This window comes from Amycolatopsis sp. NPDC059235, from assembly GCF_042754125.1.
GTDB lineage: Bacteria > Actinomycetota > Actinomycetes > Mycobacteriales > Pseudonocardiaceae > Amycolatopsis > Amycolatopsis albidoflava.
Genome location: NZ_JBHZAG010000066.1, coordinates 20800 through 39272, shown reverse-complemented (window position 1 = coordinate 39272; position 18473 = coordinate 20800). Strand labels below are relative to the sequence as shown.

Genomic DNA, 18473 nt, shown 5'->3' with positions numbered 1-18473 from the left:
GCCCGAGGACGTCCGTGGGCAGAGGTTCCCGCGGCGGAAAAGGAAGCACAGGTGACCCGTCGCGACGACCGTCCCCGTTCGGGTGACGCGACGGATCCGGCTGCCTCGCGCCCGGTCGGCGGCCGGTGGCGGCTGCGGAACTGGCGGCTGCGCACCAAGCTCTTCGTCGTCCTGCTGATCCCCGCGCTCGCCGTGGTCGTGCTGGTCGGCCTGCGGGTCAACAGCGACCTGCGCGACGCCCGCCAGCTCGCCGAGTTCGCCGCCCGCTGCCGCGTCGACACGACGGTCGCCGAGGTCGTGCACCAGCTGCAGCGGGAACGCGACGTCACGGTCCGGTTCGTCGCGGGCGACCGGAAGGGGGCCACCGACGTCCTCGTCGGCCAGCGCACCCGAGTCGACCTGGCGATCGGCGCGTTCGAGCGGTCGCTTGCCGACAGCAAATCGCGGCTCGACGATGCCGCGGCGGGCGACCTGCAGCAGAGCGACGACCGGCTGCGAGTGCTGGGCGGCCTTCGGTACTCGGCCGAACACTCGGCGTATCCGGCCGACGCGGTGCTGCGCTCCTACAGCGAGCTGATCTCCGGCCTCCTCGACATCAGTGACACCGCCGCGGCCGACGTCACCGAACCCGATCTCGCGCGGCTGCGGCTGGCCGGGAACGCGCTCGCGCGGATCAAGGACCAGATGTCGGTCAAGCGCGCGGTCATGTCCGAGGCGATCGCGCAGGGCACGCTCAACCGGGACCGGACGCGCGCGTTGCTCGGCGCGGAAGCCGAACTGGCCGCCGCGCGCAGCGACTACCGCACCTTCGCCACTCCGGACGAGCAGCGGATGTACTCGGACACGGTGATCGGCATCGTCGTCGACATCGGCAACGACATGGTCGAGTCGGCGCTCACGCGGACGGAGAACAACCAGTCGCTGTCCGGCCTGGACGCGAACCAGTGGGACACCGCGTCGACGTACACGGTCAATCTCGCCCACCAGGTCCAGCAGGCGCTGCTTGTCCAGCTCCAGGAGAAAACGGACGCCCGAGCCGCCAGCGCCCGCGCGTCGACGATCTGGGACGGCGGAATCGTCATCGGTGTCCTGTTGGTCGCCGGTGTCCTGTCGGTGGTGATCGCGCGCTCGTTGCTGCGGCCGTTGCGGATCCTGCGCCGCACCGCGCTGGAGGTCGCCGACCACCGGCTGCCCGAGGCCGTGCAGCGGCTACTCACCGAGCCGGATCCGGCGCCCGAAAACCTGCGGCACCGGGCGGCGGTCGCGCCGGTGCCGATCTTCACCCGCGAGGAAGTCGGCCAGGTCGCGCGCGCGTTCGACGCGGTGCACGGCGAGGCGGTCCGGCTGGCCGCCGAGCAGGCGATGCTGCGCGAGAACGTCAACGCGATGTTCGTCAACCTGTCGCAGCGCAGCCAGGACCTGGTGGAGCGGCAGCTGTCCGTGCTCGACCGGATGGAGGCGGGCGAGCAGGACCCGGACACCCTCGGCGGGTTGTTCGAACTGGATCACCTCGCCACCCGGATGCGGCGCAACAGCGAGAACCTGCTGGTGCTGTCCGGCACCGATCTCGTGCGCGAGGACAGCGGACCGGTGGTGGCCGACGAGATCATCGGGGCCGCACTGTCCGAAGTGGAGGATTACCAGCGGATCGAGGTCGGCCCGGCCCCGGCGCTCGCGGTGCGCGGCGAAGCGGTGAACGACCTGGTGCACGTGGTGTCCGAGCTGCTGGAGAACGCCACCCGGTACTCCGGGCCGCAGGCGGCGGTCACCGTCGAGAGCGCGCGGACTCCGGACGGGGCGTGGCGGATCGAGATCACCGACCGCGGCGCGGGCATGCCGCAGGCGGAGATCGACCGGACCAACGCGCGGCTGGCGCATCCGCCGGAGGTCGACGTCGAGGTGTCGCGCCGGATGGGGCTGTTCGTGGTCGCGACGCTGGCCGAGCGGCACGCCATCGCGGTGAACCTGAGCCCGGCCGAGGGACGCGGTCTCACCGCGACGGTCGTCGTCCCGGCGGCGTTGATCACCGAAGCCCCGCCGCTGCCGCAGCCGCCCGCGCCGATCGAACCGGAACCCGCGCCGGAGCCGGAGCTGCTGGCCCCGCTCGCGCCGCTGACGCCGGTCGAAGAGCCGGAGGAGCCCGCCGAACTGGTCGCGCCGACCCTCGACGACGCCGGTCCGCTGCGACGCGCGCCGGTGGTCGAGGAAGCGCCGTCGTGGCCGGTCGAATCGGCGCGGTCGCACCTGGAGATCGACGCGCCGACGGACCGGATGCCGGCTTATCGCGACGTGCTGTCGCGCTGGTTCGACCTCTCGGCCCCGGCCGAGGAGCCGGTGGCGCCGGAGCCGCGCGTCGTCGCGCCGATGCCGGAGGTGCCCGCCTTCGAGCCGGACTACCAGGCAGCCGAGCCGAAGCACGCTTACGAAGCACCGCCGGAGTTTCCGACCGACGACCCGGACGAGGCGGCCCCGGAATGGCCGGCCCCCGCGCACGCGGAACAGCCGGAGTGGCCGTCGCCGGAGCACCTGGAACAAGAGGACGGGGCCGAGGACACCTGGCCGTTCCTGCGGGTCGCCGACGTGGCGGGCGGCCCCGCAGCGGCGCAGGAGCGGCGGCCGATACTCTCGCTTTCCCCCGACGCGGTGCGCGCCCGGATGACGAGCCTGCAAGGCGGCTTCCGGCGCGGCAGGCACGCCAGGGGGGAAGACACCCCGCCACTGGATCGAAACGGATGAGGCATGAGGTCGAACACCGCCCTGCTGGAAGTGATCGCGCTGGGCTCCCAGGACGCGGAGCGGGCGCAGGAGGGCGGAGCGGACCGGCTCGAACTGGTCGCCGACATGGCCAGCGACGGGCTCACCCCGAGCGAGGCGACGGTGCGCGAGGTGCTCGCGGCCACTGATCTGCCGGTGCGCGTGATGCTGCGCGCGGAGAACACTTTCGACGCCCGCGCGATCGACGAGGTGCGTGCCTCGGCGGCCCGGCTGGTGTCCGCGGGCGCGCGGGAGTTCGTGTTCGGCTTCCTGACCGAGGACGGCGAAGTCGACGTCGACGCGTGCCGTGCGCTGCTGAAGGAGATCGACGGGCTGCCGTGGACGTTCCACCGCGCCATCGACCGCTCGCGCGATCCGATCGCCGCGTACGACGTGCTGACCGAGCTCGGCTGCGACACCGTGCTGGCGGCCGGGCACGCGAACGGTGTCGCGAGGGGACTGTCGGTGCTGCAGCAGCTGGCGCGGCGCACCGACGGCCCGGCCCTGTTGGTCGGTGGCGGGTTGCGGGCACAGCAGGTGCATTTGCTGCGGGCGGGCGGCGTGCGCGGATTCCACGTCGGCGGCGCGGTGCGAACGTCCGGTTGGGACGCTCCGGTGGACGCGGCGGCCGTGCGGGAATGGGCCGAACTCGTCAAAGGCTGACGCTCTAGTCCATTCGAGAAGGGAACCTCGCCGGGAATTCCAATTCCGGCAAGGTTCCCTTCTTCGCTTGACGACCACAGTGCGCGTGTGCGCGCAACCGGTCCGGATTGTCCGGGGATTCCGCCTCGCGCCCTACGATGGTTTCCGGATTCGGCGGGACATCGCGGCGTGAATCAGGCATAAATCGTGCAAGTGGAAAACAAACCAACCCGGATAAGGTCAGCCAAAAGTAGGTTTCTTTGGTTCGAGGGGTTTTTTAGGGTCGTGATACGGGTCGGTACCGCGATTTAGCCGGCTCGGTCCCCGCCTCTCGAGAGGAATTCTCATGCGCTTGCGCAAGCTCGTCGCCGCCGCGGTTCCGCTGCCGGCGTTGCTGTGCCTGTCCGTGGCCGGCGTCGCGAACGCCGACCCGCTGGTCGCCCTTTCCGGCAACGCCGCACCGCTCGCCGCCAGCGCGCGGTCCGGCGATGTCGCCGCTGAGCAGCAGATTCCCGCCGCGCTGTCCCTCAAGCTGCACAACCAGCAGGCGCTGGCCCGGTTCCTTTCCGACGTGCAGGACCCGGCCTCGCCGCAGTACCACCGATTCCTCTCTCCGGAGCAATTCACTGCTGCATTCGGCCCAACGCAGGCCGAAGCCGAGCAGGCGGTCAATTTCCTCAAGCGCAGCGGCGCGCAGGATATTCAGGTTTCCGGAAACCGTCAGGCGATCACCTTCTCGGCGACTGCCGGACAGCTGGAATCCGCCTTCCATACGCGTCTCGGCAATTACACCGACACCGTCACCGGCCGGAAGTTCTACGCGAACGACTCCGCGCCGGAACTGCCTGCCTCGGTGTCCTCTGTGGTCGATTCGGTCGTCGGCCTCGACAACCACGCGGTGAAGCACCACGCGAAGCCGGCGGCAGCACCGCGCACGGTCAAGCCGGTCACGCCGACCATCCTCAAGACCGCGTACGGCACCAGCGGCATGACCGCCACCGGCGCGGGCGTGAATGTCGGTTTCGTGGAGTTCGACGGCTACAAGAAGTCCGACATCACCGCGTACGACACGAAGTACGGCCTCAAGGGCGGTTCGGTCAACACGGTTTCGGTCAGCGGGGCCAACTACGACTCCAGCCCCGGCGACGGCCAGACCGAGGTCGACCTGGACATCGAGGTCGTGCACGCGCTCGCCGCCCCGGCGAACGACTACGTGTACGAGGCCCCGAACTCCAACGCCGGCGAGCTGGCGATGTACCAGAAGATCGCGTCGGACAAGAAGGTCAGCGTCGTCTCGATCTCGTGGGGCTCCTGCGAGGCGGCGGAAGGCTCGGCCGCGGCCAACAGCGTCGACAAGGCGCTCGCGACCGGCACCGCCGAGGGCATCAGCTACTTCGCCGCCGCGGGCGACGACGGCACCACCGACTGCGCCCGCCAGACCGGCAGCAAGTCCCAGGCGGTGGACTTCCCGTCGTCGAGCCCGAACGTCTCCGGCGTCGGCGGCACGCAGCTGACGGTGAACTCGTCGAACGGCTACAGCAGCGAGACGACGTGGAACGACGGCGCCTCGGGCGGGGCAGGCGGCGGTGGCATCTCGACGATCTTCGCCGCGCCGTCGTGGCAGTCGAAGCAGAGCACGACCAAGCGCAAGGTCCCGGACGTCGCCGGTGACGCCGCGCAGGGTTCGGCGTACACGATCATCTCCGGCGGACAGACCGGCAACGTGTGGGGCACCTCGGGCGCGGCCCCGCTGTGGGCCGGCTTCGCGGCGCTGCAGAACGAGGTCCACAAGGGCGGCCTCGGCAACCTGAACGCGAAGTTCTACAGCATCGGCAACGGGTCTTCGTACGGTTCCGGTTTCCACGACGTGACCACCGGCAACAACACCTTCAACGGCACCACCGGCTTCTCCGCCGGCAAGGGCTACGACCAGACGACCGGCTGGGGTTCGTTCAACGGCTCCGGACTGTCCAAACTGATCGGCTGAGCACGGCTGTCGCGAGCGCCTGTCCCGGTCGCCGGGGCAGGCGCTCGCGCGTGTCTTGTGGACTGAAGCGGCTACGGACAATGGCTGATTGACCAAGATCCGGGACGCTGTTTTGATGGCCGGGTGCAGCCTCTCCTGACGCCGAAGCAGCAGGCCCTCGTCGACCGCGCCGGCAAGCTCGCGGACATTTTCGCCGAGCGCGCGGCCGAGCACGACCGGGACAACACGTTCCCGCACCAGAACTACGACGACCTGCGAGAGGCGGGTTTCCTGCGGCTGTCGGTCCCGGAGGAACTGGGCGGCTCCGGAGCCGGGCTGCCGGAAATCCTGCCGGTGCTGGAACGGCTGGCGATGGGCGACGGCGCGACCGCGCTGGCGTTCACGATGCACCTGTCGCCGCTGGGACAGTGGGCGAGCGTCTGGCGGCGCACGAAGGCTCCCCGGCTGGCGCAACTGCTGCGCAAAGCGGTGGACGGCGAACTGGTCTGGGCGTCGATCACCAGCGAAACGGGCCTGCGCAACGACATGACGGACGCGAAGACCCGTGCGGTCCGCGTCGAAGGCGGCTTCGAACTGACCGGCCGCAAGAGCTTCGCGACCAACTCGGCGGTCGCCACGCACTGCTCGACCACCGCCCGCTACGAGAACGCCGACGGCGGCCCGCGGCTGCTGCTGTGCCAGATCGCGCTGGACCAGCCCGGCGTCACGATCCACCAGACGTGGAACACCATGGGCATGCGCGGCACCCAGAGCAACGACGTCGAACTGGACAAGGTGTTCGTCGAGGACGCCGCGGTCGTGCACTCGCTGCCGGTGAAACACCTCGACTCGCGGGTGCTGGAAACCGTGTGGGCGTGGGCGATGCCCGCGTTCTCGGCGGTCTACACGGGAGTCGCGGCGGGCGCGCTGGACTGGACCGTGCAGACGCTGATCCAGCGCGGCAAGGCGGAAGACCCGGTGCTGCAGGACGTGATCGGCGAATGCCAGATCCTGCTGGAGAGCTCGCGCGCGCTGATCTACCGCCAGGCCGACGAGGTGACGAGCCGCCGCCTGTTCACCGGGGACATCCAGGACGGCGTGGCCCGCAGCGCGGTGGTGAAGTACACGGCGGCGAATAACGCGGTCCAGGTGATGCAGCGGCTGGTCGACGCGCTGGGCGGCATGTCGTACACGAAGGCGCTGCCGTTCGAGCGCATGTGGCGGGACGTGCAGGCGAGCACGTTCATGCCGATGGGAAACCTGGCGACGCGGAGGCTGGTGGGAGCGAACGTGCTCGGGGTGCGGACGCTGCCGGAGATCGGTCCGGACGAGACTGGACCGGACTCCCGGGCTAAGGGCTGAACGGGTGAACCCGACCGGAACCGGGTGAGTTCTCGCTGCTCAGGGGCTATCTTGACCGCTTCGGTCTTGGTGTCCAGGGGAGGGACAGCGAGGTGGCGGAGCCAGATTTCAGGACCCGTCGTGACGGAACTGTGTACCCGGTTCCGAAGCGCGGTCGCAAGGACGAGACCTTCAGCCGCTTCAAGCTCAAACAGCTCAAGCAGGCGGCCAAACACGAGATCGACTGCCTGCTGAACTCCACCGACCGCGTCCGCGAGTATCTCGCGGAGCACCGCTGCACCTCATTGGACCGAAACCTCTTCGCCGTCGGCGACGGACACGGCAATGCCGCGGTGATTTCCGTTGCCCGCGTGGGGTTTCCGAAGAAAAGTGACGCCGAGGGCTGCGAGAAGGTCGAAGAGGTGCAGGGCAGCGGGGACATCAAACCCCTTGGCGCTGCCCTGCTCGGCCTCGACGGCGTGAAATTCTCCGGCCACCACTTCCAGTCCCGAGTGGACGGTCGGGCGATGGTGGTCGCCGAAACGGAAACCGTTGCCGGGCAAGTAGATTCCGGCACCCTCGACGCCCTTGCCGACGTCTCGGTCTGGTTCCTGAAGCTGTGACTACTTCTTCTCCGAAACAACAGTCTCCGAAGCCTCGGAAGCAGCAGCCTCCGCCGCCTCCTGCTCCGCCAGATCCGCCGCCGCCTGAACCGCCGGACCATGCAGCAACCGCGCCACTTCACCGCGCAGCGAAACGAATTCCGCCGACTCCCGCGTAGTGATCTGGTCCCGCTGCGCAGGCAGGTCCACCTTCAAGTCCGCCACGATCCGGGCCGGCGACTTCGACAGCACCAGCACCCGGTCGCCCAGGTACACGCTCTCGTCGATGTCGTGCGTCACCAGCAAAACCGTCGTGCCCTGTTCGACCTGGACCCGGCGCAGCAGGTCCTCCAGCTCGAACCGGGTCTGCGCGTCCACCGACGCGAACGGCTCGTCCATCAGCAGCAGCGCCGGACGGCTCGCCAGCGCGCGGGCGATCGACACCCGCTGCTGCATGCCGCCGGACAGCTGCCACGGGTACTTGTTGACCGCGGCGGACAGTCCGACCGCTTCGAGCGCTTCGGCGGCCCGGGCGCGCCGGGTCGCTTTGTCGAGTTTGCTCCAGCGCAGCGGGAATTCCACGTTCTTCGCGACCGACAGCCACGGGAACAGGGAACGGCTGTAGTCCTGGAACACCACGGCGAGATCGTCCGGCACCGAGGTTACGCGGTCGCCGTGCAGGCTCACCGTGCCGCCGGACGGCGGGATCAGGCCGGCGATCGCGCGCAGCAGCGTGGACTTGCCGCAGCCGGACGGGCCGACGATGCACGCCAGCTGCCCGGTCTCGACCGTGAACGACAGTTCGTTGACCGCGACGTGCGCGGATTCGCCGCTGCCGTAGCGGTGGCTGAGGCCGGAGACCTCGAGCATGGTCGACATAACGGGAAAACCTTCCTAGTTCCGGCCGGGCTGCCAGCCGAGCACCCGGCGTTCGATGCCGAGCAGCGCGGCGTTGAACCCGTACCCGAGGATGCCCAGCAGCACGATCCACGCCCACATCTGGTCGAAGTCGTACGAGCGCTGGGCGGCGAGCAGCGCGTAGCCGATGCCGTTGAGCGCCCCCACCAGTTCGGAGATCGCCATCAGGATCAGCGCGATGGAGAGCGACAGCCGCAGCCCGGCGAAGATCTTCGGCAGCGCCGCGGGCAGCACGACCAGCCCGATCCAGTACCGCTTCGGCGTGCGGAACGCGCGCGCCGTCTCCACCTTGACCTTGTCGACCGAGCGGACCCCGTCCACGGTGTTCATCAGGACCGGCCACAGCGAACCGAAAATGATCGTCGCGGTCTGCATGCCGGGGCCGATGCCGAACAGGATGATGAACACCGGCACCAGCGCGGGCGGCGGAATGGCGCGGAAGAACGCGAACAGCGGCCCCACGTAGTCCATTCCGGTGCGCGAGCGGCCCAGCGCGGTGCCGAGCGCGACGCCGATCACCACCGACAGCAGCCAGCCGCCGAGGACCCGGCCGAGGCTCGGCAGGATGTGGTCGAACACCGGGTCGCCAAGGAACAGCTGCGAAGCCGGTCCGGAGAACCACAGTTTCGCCGCCGCGGCGGCGATCTTCGACGGCGGCGGGAAGAACACGCTCTCGCTCAGCTGTGTCGCGATCTCCCACAGCACCACCAGAATCACGAACAGCAGCCACTTGCGGGCGAACCCGCTGATCCCGCGGCTCATCCGGCGCGTCACGGTGGACGGCTTCTCGACCACACTCACGCGGCGGCTCCTTCGACGGCGCTGCTCCAGCGGAACAGCCGGTGGCCCAACCGTTCCAGGCCCTCGTTGACGAGGAAGCCGAGGATCCCGGCGATGACCGTTCCGGCGAGCACCAGGTCCATCCGGCCCGGCCCGGAACTGGCCTCGAGCACGAACTGCCCGATGCCGAGTTTCGCACCGGCCAGGAATTCCGTGCTGATCACCAGGATCAGCGAAATCGCGGCGGACAACCGGATCCCGGTGAACACGAACGGCGCGGCGTGCGGCAGCGCGACCGAGGTCAGCACCCGCGAGCGCGGAGTTCCGTACGTGCGCGCGGTTTCCAGCAGCAGCGGATCGATCTCGGCCAGCGCGTAGATGGTGTTGAAGAGGATCGGCCACACCGCCGCGTACACGGCGAGCGTGATCTTCGCTTCCGGACCGCCGCCGACGACGATCAGCACCAGCGGAATCAGTGCCACGGAAGGGATCGGGCGGAGGAATTCGACGATCGCCTTGGTCGCGTCGCGCAGCCAGGGGATGCTGCCGAGCAGCAGGCCGGCGGGCACCGCGATGGCGATCGAGATGAGCAGCGCGATCATCCACGCGAGCACCGAGGCGACCACGTCGCGGACGAATTCGACGTCGCCGAGCAGTTCGCCGATCCGGGCGAACACGACGGTCGGCGGGGGAAGGTCGTTCTGGTCGATCAGACCGGCCCGCACGACGGCCTCCCAGATCAGGAGGAAGCCGAGCAGGCCGGTCAGGTTCCGGACGAGGCGCACGTCAGGACGCGTTCGCCTGCGGGACGATCATCGACTGCACGTCGATCTTCGACTGGATGGAACCGAACTGCTGCAGCAGGTCCGGCACGCGCTGGATGCGCCGCGCGTCCAAAGTGGACTGGAAGGTGAGCAGCGTGGTGAGCTTCGCGGTCGCCTCGTCCACCTTCGAGAACTGGATCATCAGCGGCTCGATCTTGGAGCGGTCGGACGCTTCCTTGGTGGCCTTGAGCATCGCGCGCTGGAACGCGGCGACGGTCTTCGGGTTGGCGTCGGTGAACTTGCCGAGCGAGCCGTAGCCCGCGGTCGGGAAGTCCTTCGTGCCGCCGGAAGCGGTGTCGATGACCTCGACCGTCCCGTTGACCTTCGCCGACTGCGTGATGAACGGCTCGGTCAGGAAGCCCGCGTCGATGTCGCCGCGCTTGACCGCGGGGCCGATGTCCGGGAACCGCAGCGAGACCCACTTGACGTCGTTGAAGTTCACGCCGTTGTCGCGCATGACCGACTTGGTCAGGGTGTCGCAAATCGTGTTGGTGGCGGTGATCCCGATCTTCTTGCCCGCCAGGTCGTGCACGTTCTTGATGTTGCTGTTCGGCATCGCCACGACCTCGGTGCTCTTCGGGCCGGCCGAGGAGGCGTCGGCGACGAGCTTGATGTCCGCGGCACCCTTGCTCTTGGCGATGAAGAACGGCGTGTAGCTCGCGTAGGCGATGTCGACCTCGCCCGCCTGCAGCTTCTGCAGCGAGGCGTCACCGCTGGCGGCGTCGACGGCTTCGACCTCGAGTCCCTCGTTCTTGAAGTAGCCGTTCTGGACCGCGAGGTGGAAGGGCACCACGTCGATCGTCGGCATGATCGAGACCTTGATCTTGGCCTTCTCGACCCCGGAGCCGCCCTTCGAGCTGCCCGAATCGTCCGATCCGCCCAGCAGGCCGCATCCACTGGCAGTCAAGGCCACGCCGCCCGCCATCGCGAGCGACAGGAACCCGCGCCTGCCGTAATCGCGCCGGCTGCTCACCGCTTCTTCAAACAAGGTCGCTCCTAGCAAATGGGCCCGCGTCTGGCATGGACGCGGGGGGAAGGTGGCTCATTGTCCGGAGTCACGCGGCTACTGTAGAGAACCAGGACGATCACTCACAATGGGTGTTCATATACGATTCAGAAGTGGCACTGGTCACTCGATCAGGTGATCGAATCCGCTGGTATGCCGGGGTATGTGAACGACCCGTGGGTGCCCAAAGGGCCTTGATCCGCTGCCTGGGTGCTCTCCGGGCAACTTCTGGAGGGTTACAAATCGGCCAGGCGTTCGCTACCCTCTGCTCCTGCAGTGTGAGGTGTGGACCACCGATGTAGTGAGAGCAGGACATGCGAAAAGGCTCTCCGCACACGCCGGCGACAAGTCGGCGGAGGGTGGCCTCGGCCGAACGGACCAAGAGATCGACCACGTGCGGGGACCGAACGTCATGCCAGACCTGAACCGATTCCGCGCCCGAGGCGACGGGCAGCCGCAGCGGGAAGTCGATCTTTTCACTCGAAAGGGTGTAACAGTCCGGGGCGCGGTCCAGACCACTCAGGTGGCGGATTACCTGCCGGGAGCGTGCGCGTAGTGGCCACGAGCACGGCAGGTTCGGAATCAACGGGCCCCTCGGGCCCGGACGGTGGTGCGGCGGTGCCGAACGAAGACACCGCGGGGGCAGGGGAGGCCTCCGCTCAGGAGAACGCGGGGACCGCGCAGCAGCGGTCCTGGCTCGCGCTCGGCAACTGGCGGCTGAGGTCGAAGCTCGCGCTCATTCTCCTCATTCCCACGATCACCGCGCTGGTCCTCGGTGTCCTGCGCGTGGTCGACGACGTGCGGTCGGCGATCGAGCTCAACCACACCGCCAACCAGGTCGCCTTCGCCGAGAAGGTCACCGCGGTGGTGCACGACCTGCAGCGCGAGCGCGCGCTGGCCGTGGTCCGGATCTCGTCGGCCGACCCGCTGCGCCAGACCGGCCTCGACGCGCAGATGGCGAAGGTCGACCGCGACGTCGACGACCTGCGCAACGCCGCGGTCAACCTCGAGAGCGACGACCAGGCGGCCAGCGACCGCTACGCGCACGGCCTCCAGCGCCTCGACGCGCTGCGCCCGCTGCGCGCGGCGATGACCACGTCGGCCTACTCCGACCGCGCGGTGCTCGACACCTATTCCTCGGTCCTCGACTCGCTGATCCAGCTCGGCCGCGAGGTCTCCACCGCGACCACCGACCGCGACCTGCTGCGCCTCGGCACGAGCACCCAGTCGATCAGCGAGGCGAAGGAGTTCATCCTCCGCGGCGACTCCGCGCTGCAGATCGCCGCGTTCCGCGACAACTTCCCCGGCAACCTGATCGACGAGACCCGGGCCGCCGAGGCCAGCGGCGACGCGTCGATCACCGCCTTCCTGGCCAACGCCACCGGCGACCAGGTCCAGCTCTACAACGACACCTACTCCGGACCCGAGGTCGACGAGCGTCGGCGTTTGCAGACGCAGGCCTTCTCCTTCGCCCAGGGCGGCCAGCCGCTCAACCTCGACGGCACCAAGCTCGGCCAGGACTCCACCGTCGCCGCCGACAAGCTGCGCGCGGTCGAGGTCAACCTGCTGACCCAGCTGCGGGCGCAGGCCGACGAACTGGCCAGCAACGCGGTCCGCTCGGCGTGGGTCGGCGGGGTCATCGTCCTCGCCGCGCTGGTCGCCGCGCTGATGCTGATGCTCGTCATCGCCCGCCTGATGCTGCGCCCGCTGCGGGTGCTGCGGAAGACCGCGCTGGACGTCGCCTACACCCGGCTGCCGGAAACCGTGCAGGCCATCCTGGACGACCCGGACCCGGTCAACGCCTCGAAGAAGGCGGTCGACCCGGTCCCGGTCCTCACCCGCGACGAGATCGGCGAAGTGGCGCGCTCGTTCGACGTGGTGCACGAGCAGGCGGTCAAGATGGCCGCCGAACAGGCACTGCTGCGCGAGAACGTCAACGGCATCTTCGTGAACCTCTCCCGGCGGTCGCAGCGGCTGGTGGAACGCCAGCTCGGCGTGATCGACCGGCTCGAGGCCGACGAGCAGGACCCGGACCATCTCGCGAGCCTGTTCGAGCTCGACCACCTGGCGACCCGGTTGCGCCGGAACGGCGAATCGCTGCTGGTGCTTTCGGGCGCGGGCCTCGCGAAGTCGGTGCCGAAGCCGGTGCCCGCGGCCGACGTGATCGGCGCGGCGGTGTCGGAGATCGAGCAGTACGCCCGCATCGAGATCGGCATCGTGCCCGAGGTGGCGGTGCAGGGCCTCGCGATCCACGACCTCGTGCACGTGCTCGCGGAACTGCTCGACAACGCTACGTACTTCTCCGAACCGGAAACCAAGATCACCGTCCGCGCGGTCATCACGCGCAAGAAGGCGCTGGCGATCCAGGTCACCGACCACGGCGTCGGGATGACCGAGGAGCGGCTCGCCGAGGTCAACGAGCGCCTCGCCGACCCGCCGGACCTGGACGTCTCGGTGACCCGGCGGATGGGTCTGTACGTGGTCGCCCGGCTGGCCCAGCGGCACGGCATCGAGGTGCGGCTGCGCGAGAACGAGGACATCGAGGGCGGCGTGATCGCCCGCGTCGTGGTCCCGGTCGAGCTGCTCACCCAGGTCCGGATGGTTTCGCCGACGATGCGGAACACCCCGCCGCCGCCGAACCGCAACGAGGTTTCGCACCCGAGCCTGCCGCCGCTGAACCGCGAGCCGGAACCGCCGAACCCGCTTCCGCTCGCGCCGCCGCCCGCGGCCGCCGAGCTGACCGAGGCGATGGGTTCGGCAGGCGGTGCGTCGGAGAACGGCGGGCTCGTTCCGCTCGACCAGCCGATCAGCCTCGACGACCTCGTCGCGGGCAACCGCGCGGCCGGTCCGTTCCTCAGCCCGGCGACGCCTGCCTCGGAAACGCCAGCGTGGCCGACTGCGGAGGACCTCGCGCCGCTCACTCGCGAGTCGTACGGCGAGGGCGCGAGCCTGGCCCAGACCGAATTCCCGCCGCTGGTGCTGCCGAAGCGGGAGCCGAAGTACGTCGCGCCGGAAGCGCCGAAGGAGCAGTCCGCCGCCGAGCCGGACGGTTCCGCCGCGCTCGAGGACGACGTGCCCACCCGGCGGCTGCCGATCTACCAGTCGGTGCTGTCGCGCTGGTTCAGCGAGGGCGAGGACGGCGAGAACGGCGCGGCGACGCCCCAAACCGCGACGCCGGAACCGGAGGCCGCCGAGGCCTCCGCGGCTCCGGAGACTCCCGCGGCTCCGGCCGAACCGGAGGAGACGAGAACAGCCGCCGAGCCCGAGCGGCGGTCCGCGCCCGCGGCGCTCGAATCGACGCCGCTCTACCCCGGCTCCGACGAGCCGGAGGACGACAGCTGGCACAGCGTCTCCGACGAGGGCTGGCACGCGGCGCAGTCGCTGCTCGAGTCCAAGAACGAGGAGATGACGTCCGCCGGGCTGCCCAAGCGCGTGCCCAACGCGTACCTGGTCCCCGGCTCGATCGGCAACGCGCCGGAACCGGCGCAGGCGCAGAACTCGTTCACCGACGCGACCGCCGGAATGCCCGGAACGGGTGCGATGACCCGCTCGGCGACGGCTGCCCGCAGCCGGATGGCAAGCTTCCAGCGTGGGTACAAGTCCGGTAGGCACGCACTGAAGGAGCGGCCGCCGGACGCCCGGCTCGACGACGACGGGGTTCGCGTCACCGGGGCCGGGTATGTGAGCGACAGCAGTGAGGAGCGAGAGTGACACGGGCGGGAGTGCAGCCGGGAGGCGGCTCGGTGCAGCCGAACGGCAGGCAGGCCGGCGGCAGCGCGGCGAGCAGCTTCGCGTGGCTGATCACGGACTTCGTCCACCGGGTGCCCGGTGCGGCGCACGCGGTGGTCGTCTCGGCCGACGGTCTGCTGCTCGCGTCTTCGCGCGGGCTGCCGAAGGACCGGGCGGACCAGTTGGCAGCCGTCGCCTCGGGGCTGACCAGCCTCGCGCGCGGGGCGGCGAAGGTGTTCGAGGGCGGCCCGGTCGCGCAGACCGTGGTCGAGATGGCGAACGGATTTCTCTTCCTGATGTCGGTGTCCGACGGCTCGTGCCTCGCGGTGCTGGGCTCGCCGGAGAGCGACATCGGCTTGGTGGTGTACGAGATGACTCTGCTGGTCGAACGGGTCGGCCAGCAGCTGACACCGGAGATGCGGGCACAACTGCAGGGCGCTGCGGTCCGTCGCTAGGCGGACCTAGGACTACAGGAGTAAACCGTGGACGACGGGCGCTTGCGCGGCGATGGCCGGCTCGGTGACGAGCACACCGGGGGCTGGGGCGATCGGGACCAGAGCCGGGAGGACTGGAAGTCCTTCCGGGACCGGGTCGACCGCGAATGGCGTTCGAGGGACGTCCAAGCCGCGGATTCCGAGCCGGTGCGCGAACCGCCGAACTGGCTGACCGATTCCAACGCCGGGCAGCAGCCGGGCATCACCGCGGTGCCCGGGTACCGCGAGCGGCTGCTCGGCGGACCAGGCTCGGAGCTGTTCGGCGGGGCGAGCGGACCGCTGTACGACTCGGCCGAGTTCGCCGCGTTCAGCGCCGAGCGCGACGGGTCGCCGGGACCGTCGTCGAACGAGCTGGCCGCCGCGCTGCCGATGCAGGCGGCCGGCGAATACGTGGACGAGCCCGCCGAGGTGGAGACCTCCGGGCTGGTCCGGCCTTACTTCCGCACCCGAGGGCGCACGAAGCCGACCTACGACCTCGCGATCGAGGCCCTGGTCTCGACGAGCGAGCAGGGCCGGGTGCTTGACCGCGTCCGCGTGCCGGAGCACCGGTCCATCTGCGACCTGTGCCTCGACACCCGGTCGGTCGCCGAGGTGGCCGCGCTGCTGCGGCTGCCGCTCGGCGTGGTGCGAGTGCTGATTGGTGACGTGGCGGGCCTCGGCCTGGTGCTCGTGCACACGAGCAGCAGCACGAATTCGGGCGACCGCCCCAGTATCGAGTTCATGGAAAGGGTGCTCAGTGGGCTTCGGAGAATTTGACTCCGACGCGAACACACCGCATACGGGTCCGACCTCGTCGGCCAAGATCGTGGTCGCGGGTGGGTTCGGTTCGGGCAAGACGACTATGGTCGGGGCGATCTCCGAGATCGACCCGCTGACCACCGAGGCCATGATGACCGAGGCCAGCGTGGGCCACGACGACGTGTCGGCGACGCCGAACAAGTCGACGACCACGGTGGCGATGGACTTCGGCCGGATCTCGCTCGACTCCGACCTGGTGCTGTACGTGTTCGGCACGCCGGGCCAGCACCGGTTCTGGTTCATGTGGGACGACCTCGCCGTCGGCGCGATCGGCGCGGTGGTGCTCGTGGACACGCGGCGGCTCGCGGACGCGTTCCCGTCCATCGACTTCTTCGAGAACCGGAAGCTGCCTTACGTCGTGGCGATCAACTGCTTCGACCGGCTGCTGCACCACCAGATCGAGGACGTGCGGCACGCGCTCACCATCTCGCCGTCGGTGCCGATCATGGCGTGCGACGCGCGGGAGCGGGAGTCGGCGAAGCAGGTGCTGATCTCCGTCGTGCAGCACGCGATCGCGCACGACACGGCTTTGCGGGCGGGCTAGTCCCGTCCGCGGTCCCCGCCGCCGTCTGCGAAGGAGGCGTACGCCGACTCCCAGATTCCCGTTACACCCCGGCTCGGGTGCGGCCGTTGGAGTGAACTCCGCGCGCTTCACCCGCTTCGGGGAGTGGTGCCTCCGAGCGGGGCAGGCTGAGTAGTCCTGTCCCCTCGCGGCCGAGGCCGGCCGCCCCTGATCGGGGAGCCGGACCGGCGGTGACCTGCACGGACATCCCGCTGCGCACGGTGGCCGCCGCCACCACCGAGTGACCCGCGAATGCGTGGTTGTGCATGCGTTCGCGCGACGTTACATCCGGCAGACACGTACCGTGCCCGGGCACACGCTCGACACGACCGGGTGCGTGAATACGCTGGAACGACGACTTCACCGCGGCCGGGCGAGGATGGCCGGCAGACGGCGAACGGGCGTCCGGCAGCGTTCGAGGAGCTTGGAGGGGCAGTGACCGATTCCGACCGGCCAGCGGACCAGGGCACGTTCAGCTGGCTGATCTCGGATTTCGTGCGCCGGGTCCCGGGTGCGGCGCACGCGGTGCTGGTGTCGGCGGACGGACTGATGCTCGCGCCTTCGGAAGGTTTGCCGCAGGAGCGCGCCGAGCAGCTCTCGGCGGTGGCGTCCGGGCTGATCAGCCTGACCCAGGGCGCGGCGCGGTGCTTCGAGGCCGGCGGCGTGAACCAGACCGTGGTCGAGATGGAACGCGGGTACCTGTTCCTGATGTCGGTCTCGGACGGGTCTTGTCTCGCGGTGCTCGCCGCGCCGACGTGCGACATCGGGACGGTGGCGTACGAGATGACCTTGCTGGTCGAGCGGGTCGGCGAGCAGATCACGCCGGAGCTGCGCGCGCAGCTGCAAGGCGGCGGGGTGCTGGGGTAGCCGATGAAGATCTCGGGATTCGGAGACCAGGACACGGGCGCCTGGGACGCCCTCCACAAAGGCACGGAACGGGAGTCGTTCGACTCGCCGAGCCGGTACGAGCTGAGTTCGCTGAGCATGCGGTTGCCGCATCGGCAGCCGCGCCCTTCACCTGCGCCGCCTCCGCCGCCTGCTGCTCGGCGTCCGGAGCCCGCGCCTCGGCCTGCTCCGGCACCTGCTCCGCGTCCGGTGCAGCAGGCTGTTGCCCCGCCTCCTCCGGTTGAGGAGGAAAACTGGGACGACGGCTACGAATGGGTCGAAGACGGCGAATCCGGTTACTGGGAAGAGCCTCAGCAGAACCAGCGCTGGGAAGAGCCGCCGCCCCCTCCGCCCCCGCCTAGCCGCCCCGCCGCGCACGACCCGTACTCATTCGACGAGTACGCCGGTTCGCCCGGCGCGGACGACCGCGTGGTGCCGGAAGGCTCGGCGTACCAGCGTCAGCACGTCGAGCAAGCCACTCGGAGCAGGCACGCGCTGGTCGAAGAGCCCGAGGACCGGTACCCCGGCCCCGGCCCGGCCTCCGGAGTGTCCGAATTGGACCGGTTCTGGTCCAACGAGGAGCCCGCGCAGCCGGAACCTCCTGCGCAGCCGACGAAATCGCGCGTGCGGCCGTATGCGCGGACTCGCGGCCGGACCCGTTCGGACCACAACCTCGCGCTCGAGGCGTTGGTCTCCACGAGCGACGAGGGCCGTCGTTACCGCGGGGTGCGCTCGATCGAGCACCGGCGGATCTGCGACCTGTGCCTGGACACCCGGTCGGTCGCCGAGATCGCCGCGCATCTGCATCTGCCGCTCGGCGTGGTGAAGGTGTTGGTGGGCGATATGGCCGACATCGGTCTCGTGATGCTGCACCAGACCGACCTGGTGCTGGGGGACCGGTCGTCGAGGGAATTCATGGAGCGGGTGCTGCAGGGGCTTCGCAACCTCTGACCTTGCCTCGCCCGGCTCTCTCGCACGCGGGGCGTGCAGTTCGCCCTCCTTGCCTCGTTTGCTGCACCCTGCTTCGCGCCGCGCTCGCCTGCCTTGACTCGCCCTGCTCTGTTCCGCGCCGCGTTCGCCCCGCCGTTCCGCCCCGCCCGCGCGATTCCGGTGCCCTAGACCGGAAACCGCCCCAACGCCACATTGGGTGCGTGGGACGCTCCCGAAGACGT

At 69.5% G+C, this 18473-nt stretch carries 15 protein-coding genes; 11 read left to right on the top strand and 4 right to left on the bottom strand.

Features of this window, described 5'->3' with window-relative positions; translation table 11 throughout:
* Positions 1-51: 51 nt before the first annotated feature.
* From ACFXI3_RS33335 to ACFXI3_RS33315, 5 genes are all read left to right on the top strand, one after another.
* Entirely contained in the window at positions 52-2736 is a 2685-nt protein-coding gene (locus tag ACFXI3_RS33335; protein ID WP_378404954.1) for a nitrate- and nitrite sensing domain-containing protein, read from the top strand.
* Positions 2737-2739: 3 nt separating this feature from the next.
* Complete coding sequence (locus ACFXI3_RS33330; RefSeq protein ID WP_344264919.1) at positions 2740-3417, top strand: copper homeostasis protein CutC; 678 nt, start codon at positions 2740-2742, stop codon at positions 3415-3417.
* A gap of 325 nt (positions 3418-3742) precedes the next feature.
* Complete coding sequence (locus tag ACFXI3_RS33325; RefSeq protein ID WP_378404951.1) at positions 3743-5383, top strand: protease pro-enzyme activation domain-containing protein; 1641 nt, start codon at positions 3743-3745, stop codon at positions 5381-5383.
* A 123-nt stretch (positions 5384-5506) separates the two neighbouring features.
* Positions 5507-6724 carry an acyl-CoA dehydrogenase family protein gene (locus ACFXI3_RS33320; RefSeq protein WP_378404949.1) on the top strand — a complete coding sequence of 406 codons (1218 nt, stop codon included), beginning with the start codon at positions 5507-5509 and terminating at the stop codon, positions 6722-6724.
* Between the two features lie 131 nt (positions 6725-6855).
* Complete coding sequence (locus tag ACFXI3_RS33315) at positions 6856-7326, top strand: hypothetical protein (RefSeq protein ID WP_378404947.1); 471 nt, start codon at positions 6856-6858, stop codon at positions 7324-7326.
* Here the strand turns inward: ACFXI3_RS33315 and ACFXI3_RS33310 are convergent, their stop codons facing one another.
* The 4 genes from ACFXI3_RS33310 to ACFXI3_RS33295 are packed head-to-tail and all read right to left on the bottom strand — an operon-like array spanning position 7327 to position 10752.
* Positions 7327-8184, bottom strand: a complete 858-nt coding sequence (locus ACFXI3_RS33310) for an ABC transporter ATP-binding protein (protein ID WP_344264907.1) — start codon at positions 8182-8184, stop codon at positions 7327-7329. It lies immediately after the preceding gene.
* Between the two features lie 15 nt (positions 8185-8199).
* Complete coding sequence (locus tag ACFXI3_RS33305) at positions 8200-9024, bottom strand: ABC transporter permease (RefSeq protein ID WP_378404945.1); 825 nt, start codon at positions 9022-9024, stop codon at positions 8200-8202.
* Entirely contained in the window at positions 9021-9788 is a 768-nt protein-coding gene (locus tag ACFXI3_RS33300) for an ABC transporter permease (protein WP_344264904.1), read from the bottom strand. The genes ACFXI3_RS33305 and ACFXI3_RS33300 overlap by 4 nt, the downstream gene beginning before the upstream one ends.
* A gap of 1 nt (position 9789) precedes the next feature.
* Entirely contained in the window at positions 9790-10752 is a 963-nt protein-coding gene (locus ACFXI3_RS33295) for an ABC transporter substrate-binding protein (protein ID WP_344266653.1), read from the bottom strand.
* Positions 10753-11451: 699 nt separating this feature from the next.
* Between ACFXI3_RS33295 and ACFXI3_RS33290 the strand changes: the two genes are divergently transcribed.
* From ACFXI3_RS33290 to ACFXI3_RS33265, 6 genes are all read left to right on the top strand, one after another.
* Positions 11452-14544, top strand: coding sequence for a nitrate- and nitrite sensing domain-containing protein (locus ACFXI3_RS33290; RefSeq protein ID WP_378404943.1), 3093 nt, complete (start codon positions 11452-11454; stop codon positions 14542-14544).
* Positions 14541-15017 (top strand): roadblock/LC7 domain-containing protein, encoded by a 477-nt coding sequence (locus ACFXI3_RS33285; protein ID WP_369871052.1) that lies wholly within the window; start codon positions 14541-14543, stop codon positions 15015-15017. The genes ACFXI3_RS33290 and ACFXI3_RS33285 overlap by 4 nt, the downstream gene beginning before the upstream one ends.
* Before the next feature lie 27 nt (positions 15018-15044).
* Positions 15045-15812, top strand: a complete 768-nt coding sequence (locus ACFXI3_RS33280; protein ID WP_116204131.1) for a DUF742 domain-containing protein — start codon at positions 15045-15047, stop codon at positions 15810-15812.
* Positions 15793-16398 (top strand): ATP/GTP-binding protein, encoded by a 606-nt coding sequence (locus tag ACFXI3_RS33275; RefSeq protein ID WP_116204130.1) that lies wholly within the window; start codon positions 15793-15795, stop codon positions 16396-16398. Before ACFXI3_RS33280 ends, ACFXI3_RS33275 begins: the two co-directional genes overlap by 20 nt.
* Positions 16399-16851: 453 nt before the next feature.
* Positions 16852-17283, top strand: a complete 432-nt coding sequence (locus tag ACFXI3_RS33270; protein ID WP_009083953.1) for a roadblock/LC7 domain-containing protein — start codon at positions 16852-16854, stop codon at positions 17281-17283.
* A gap of 3 nt (positions 17284-17286) precedes the next feature.
* Entirely contained in the window at positions 17287-18252 is a 966-nt protein-coding gene (locus ACFXI3_RS33265; protein WP_378404942.1) for a DUF742 domain-containing protein, read from the top strand.
* Positions 18253-18473 lie beyond the last annotated feature (221 nt).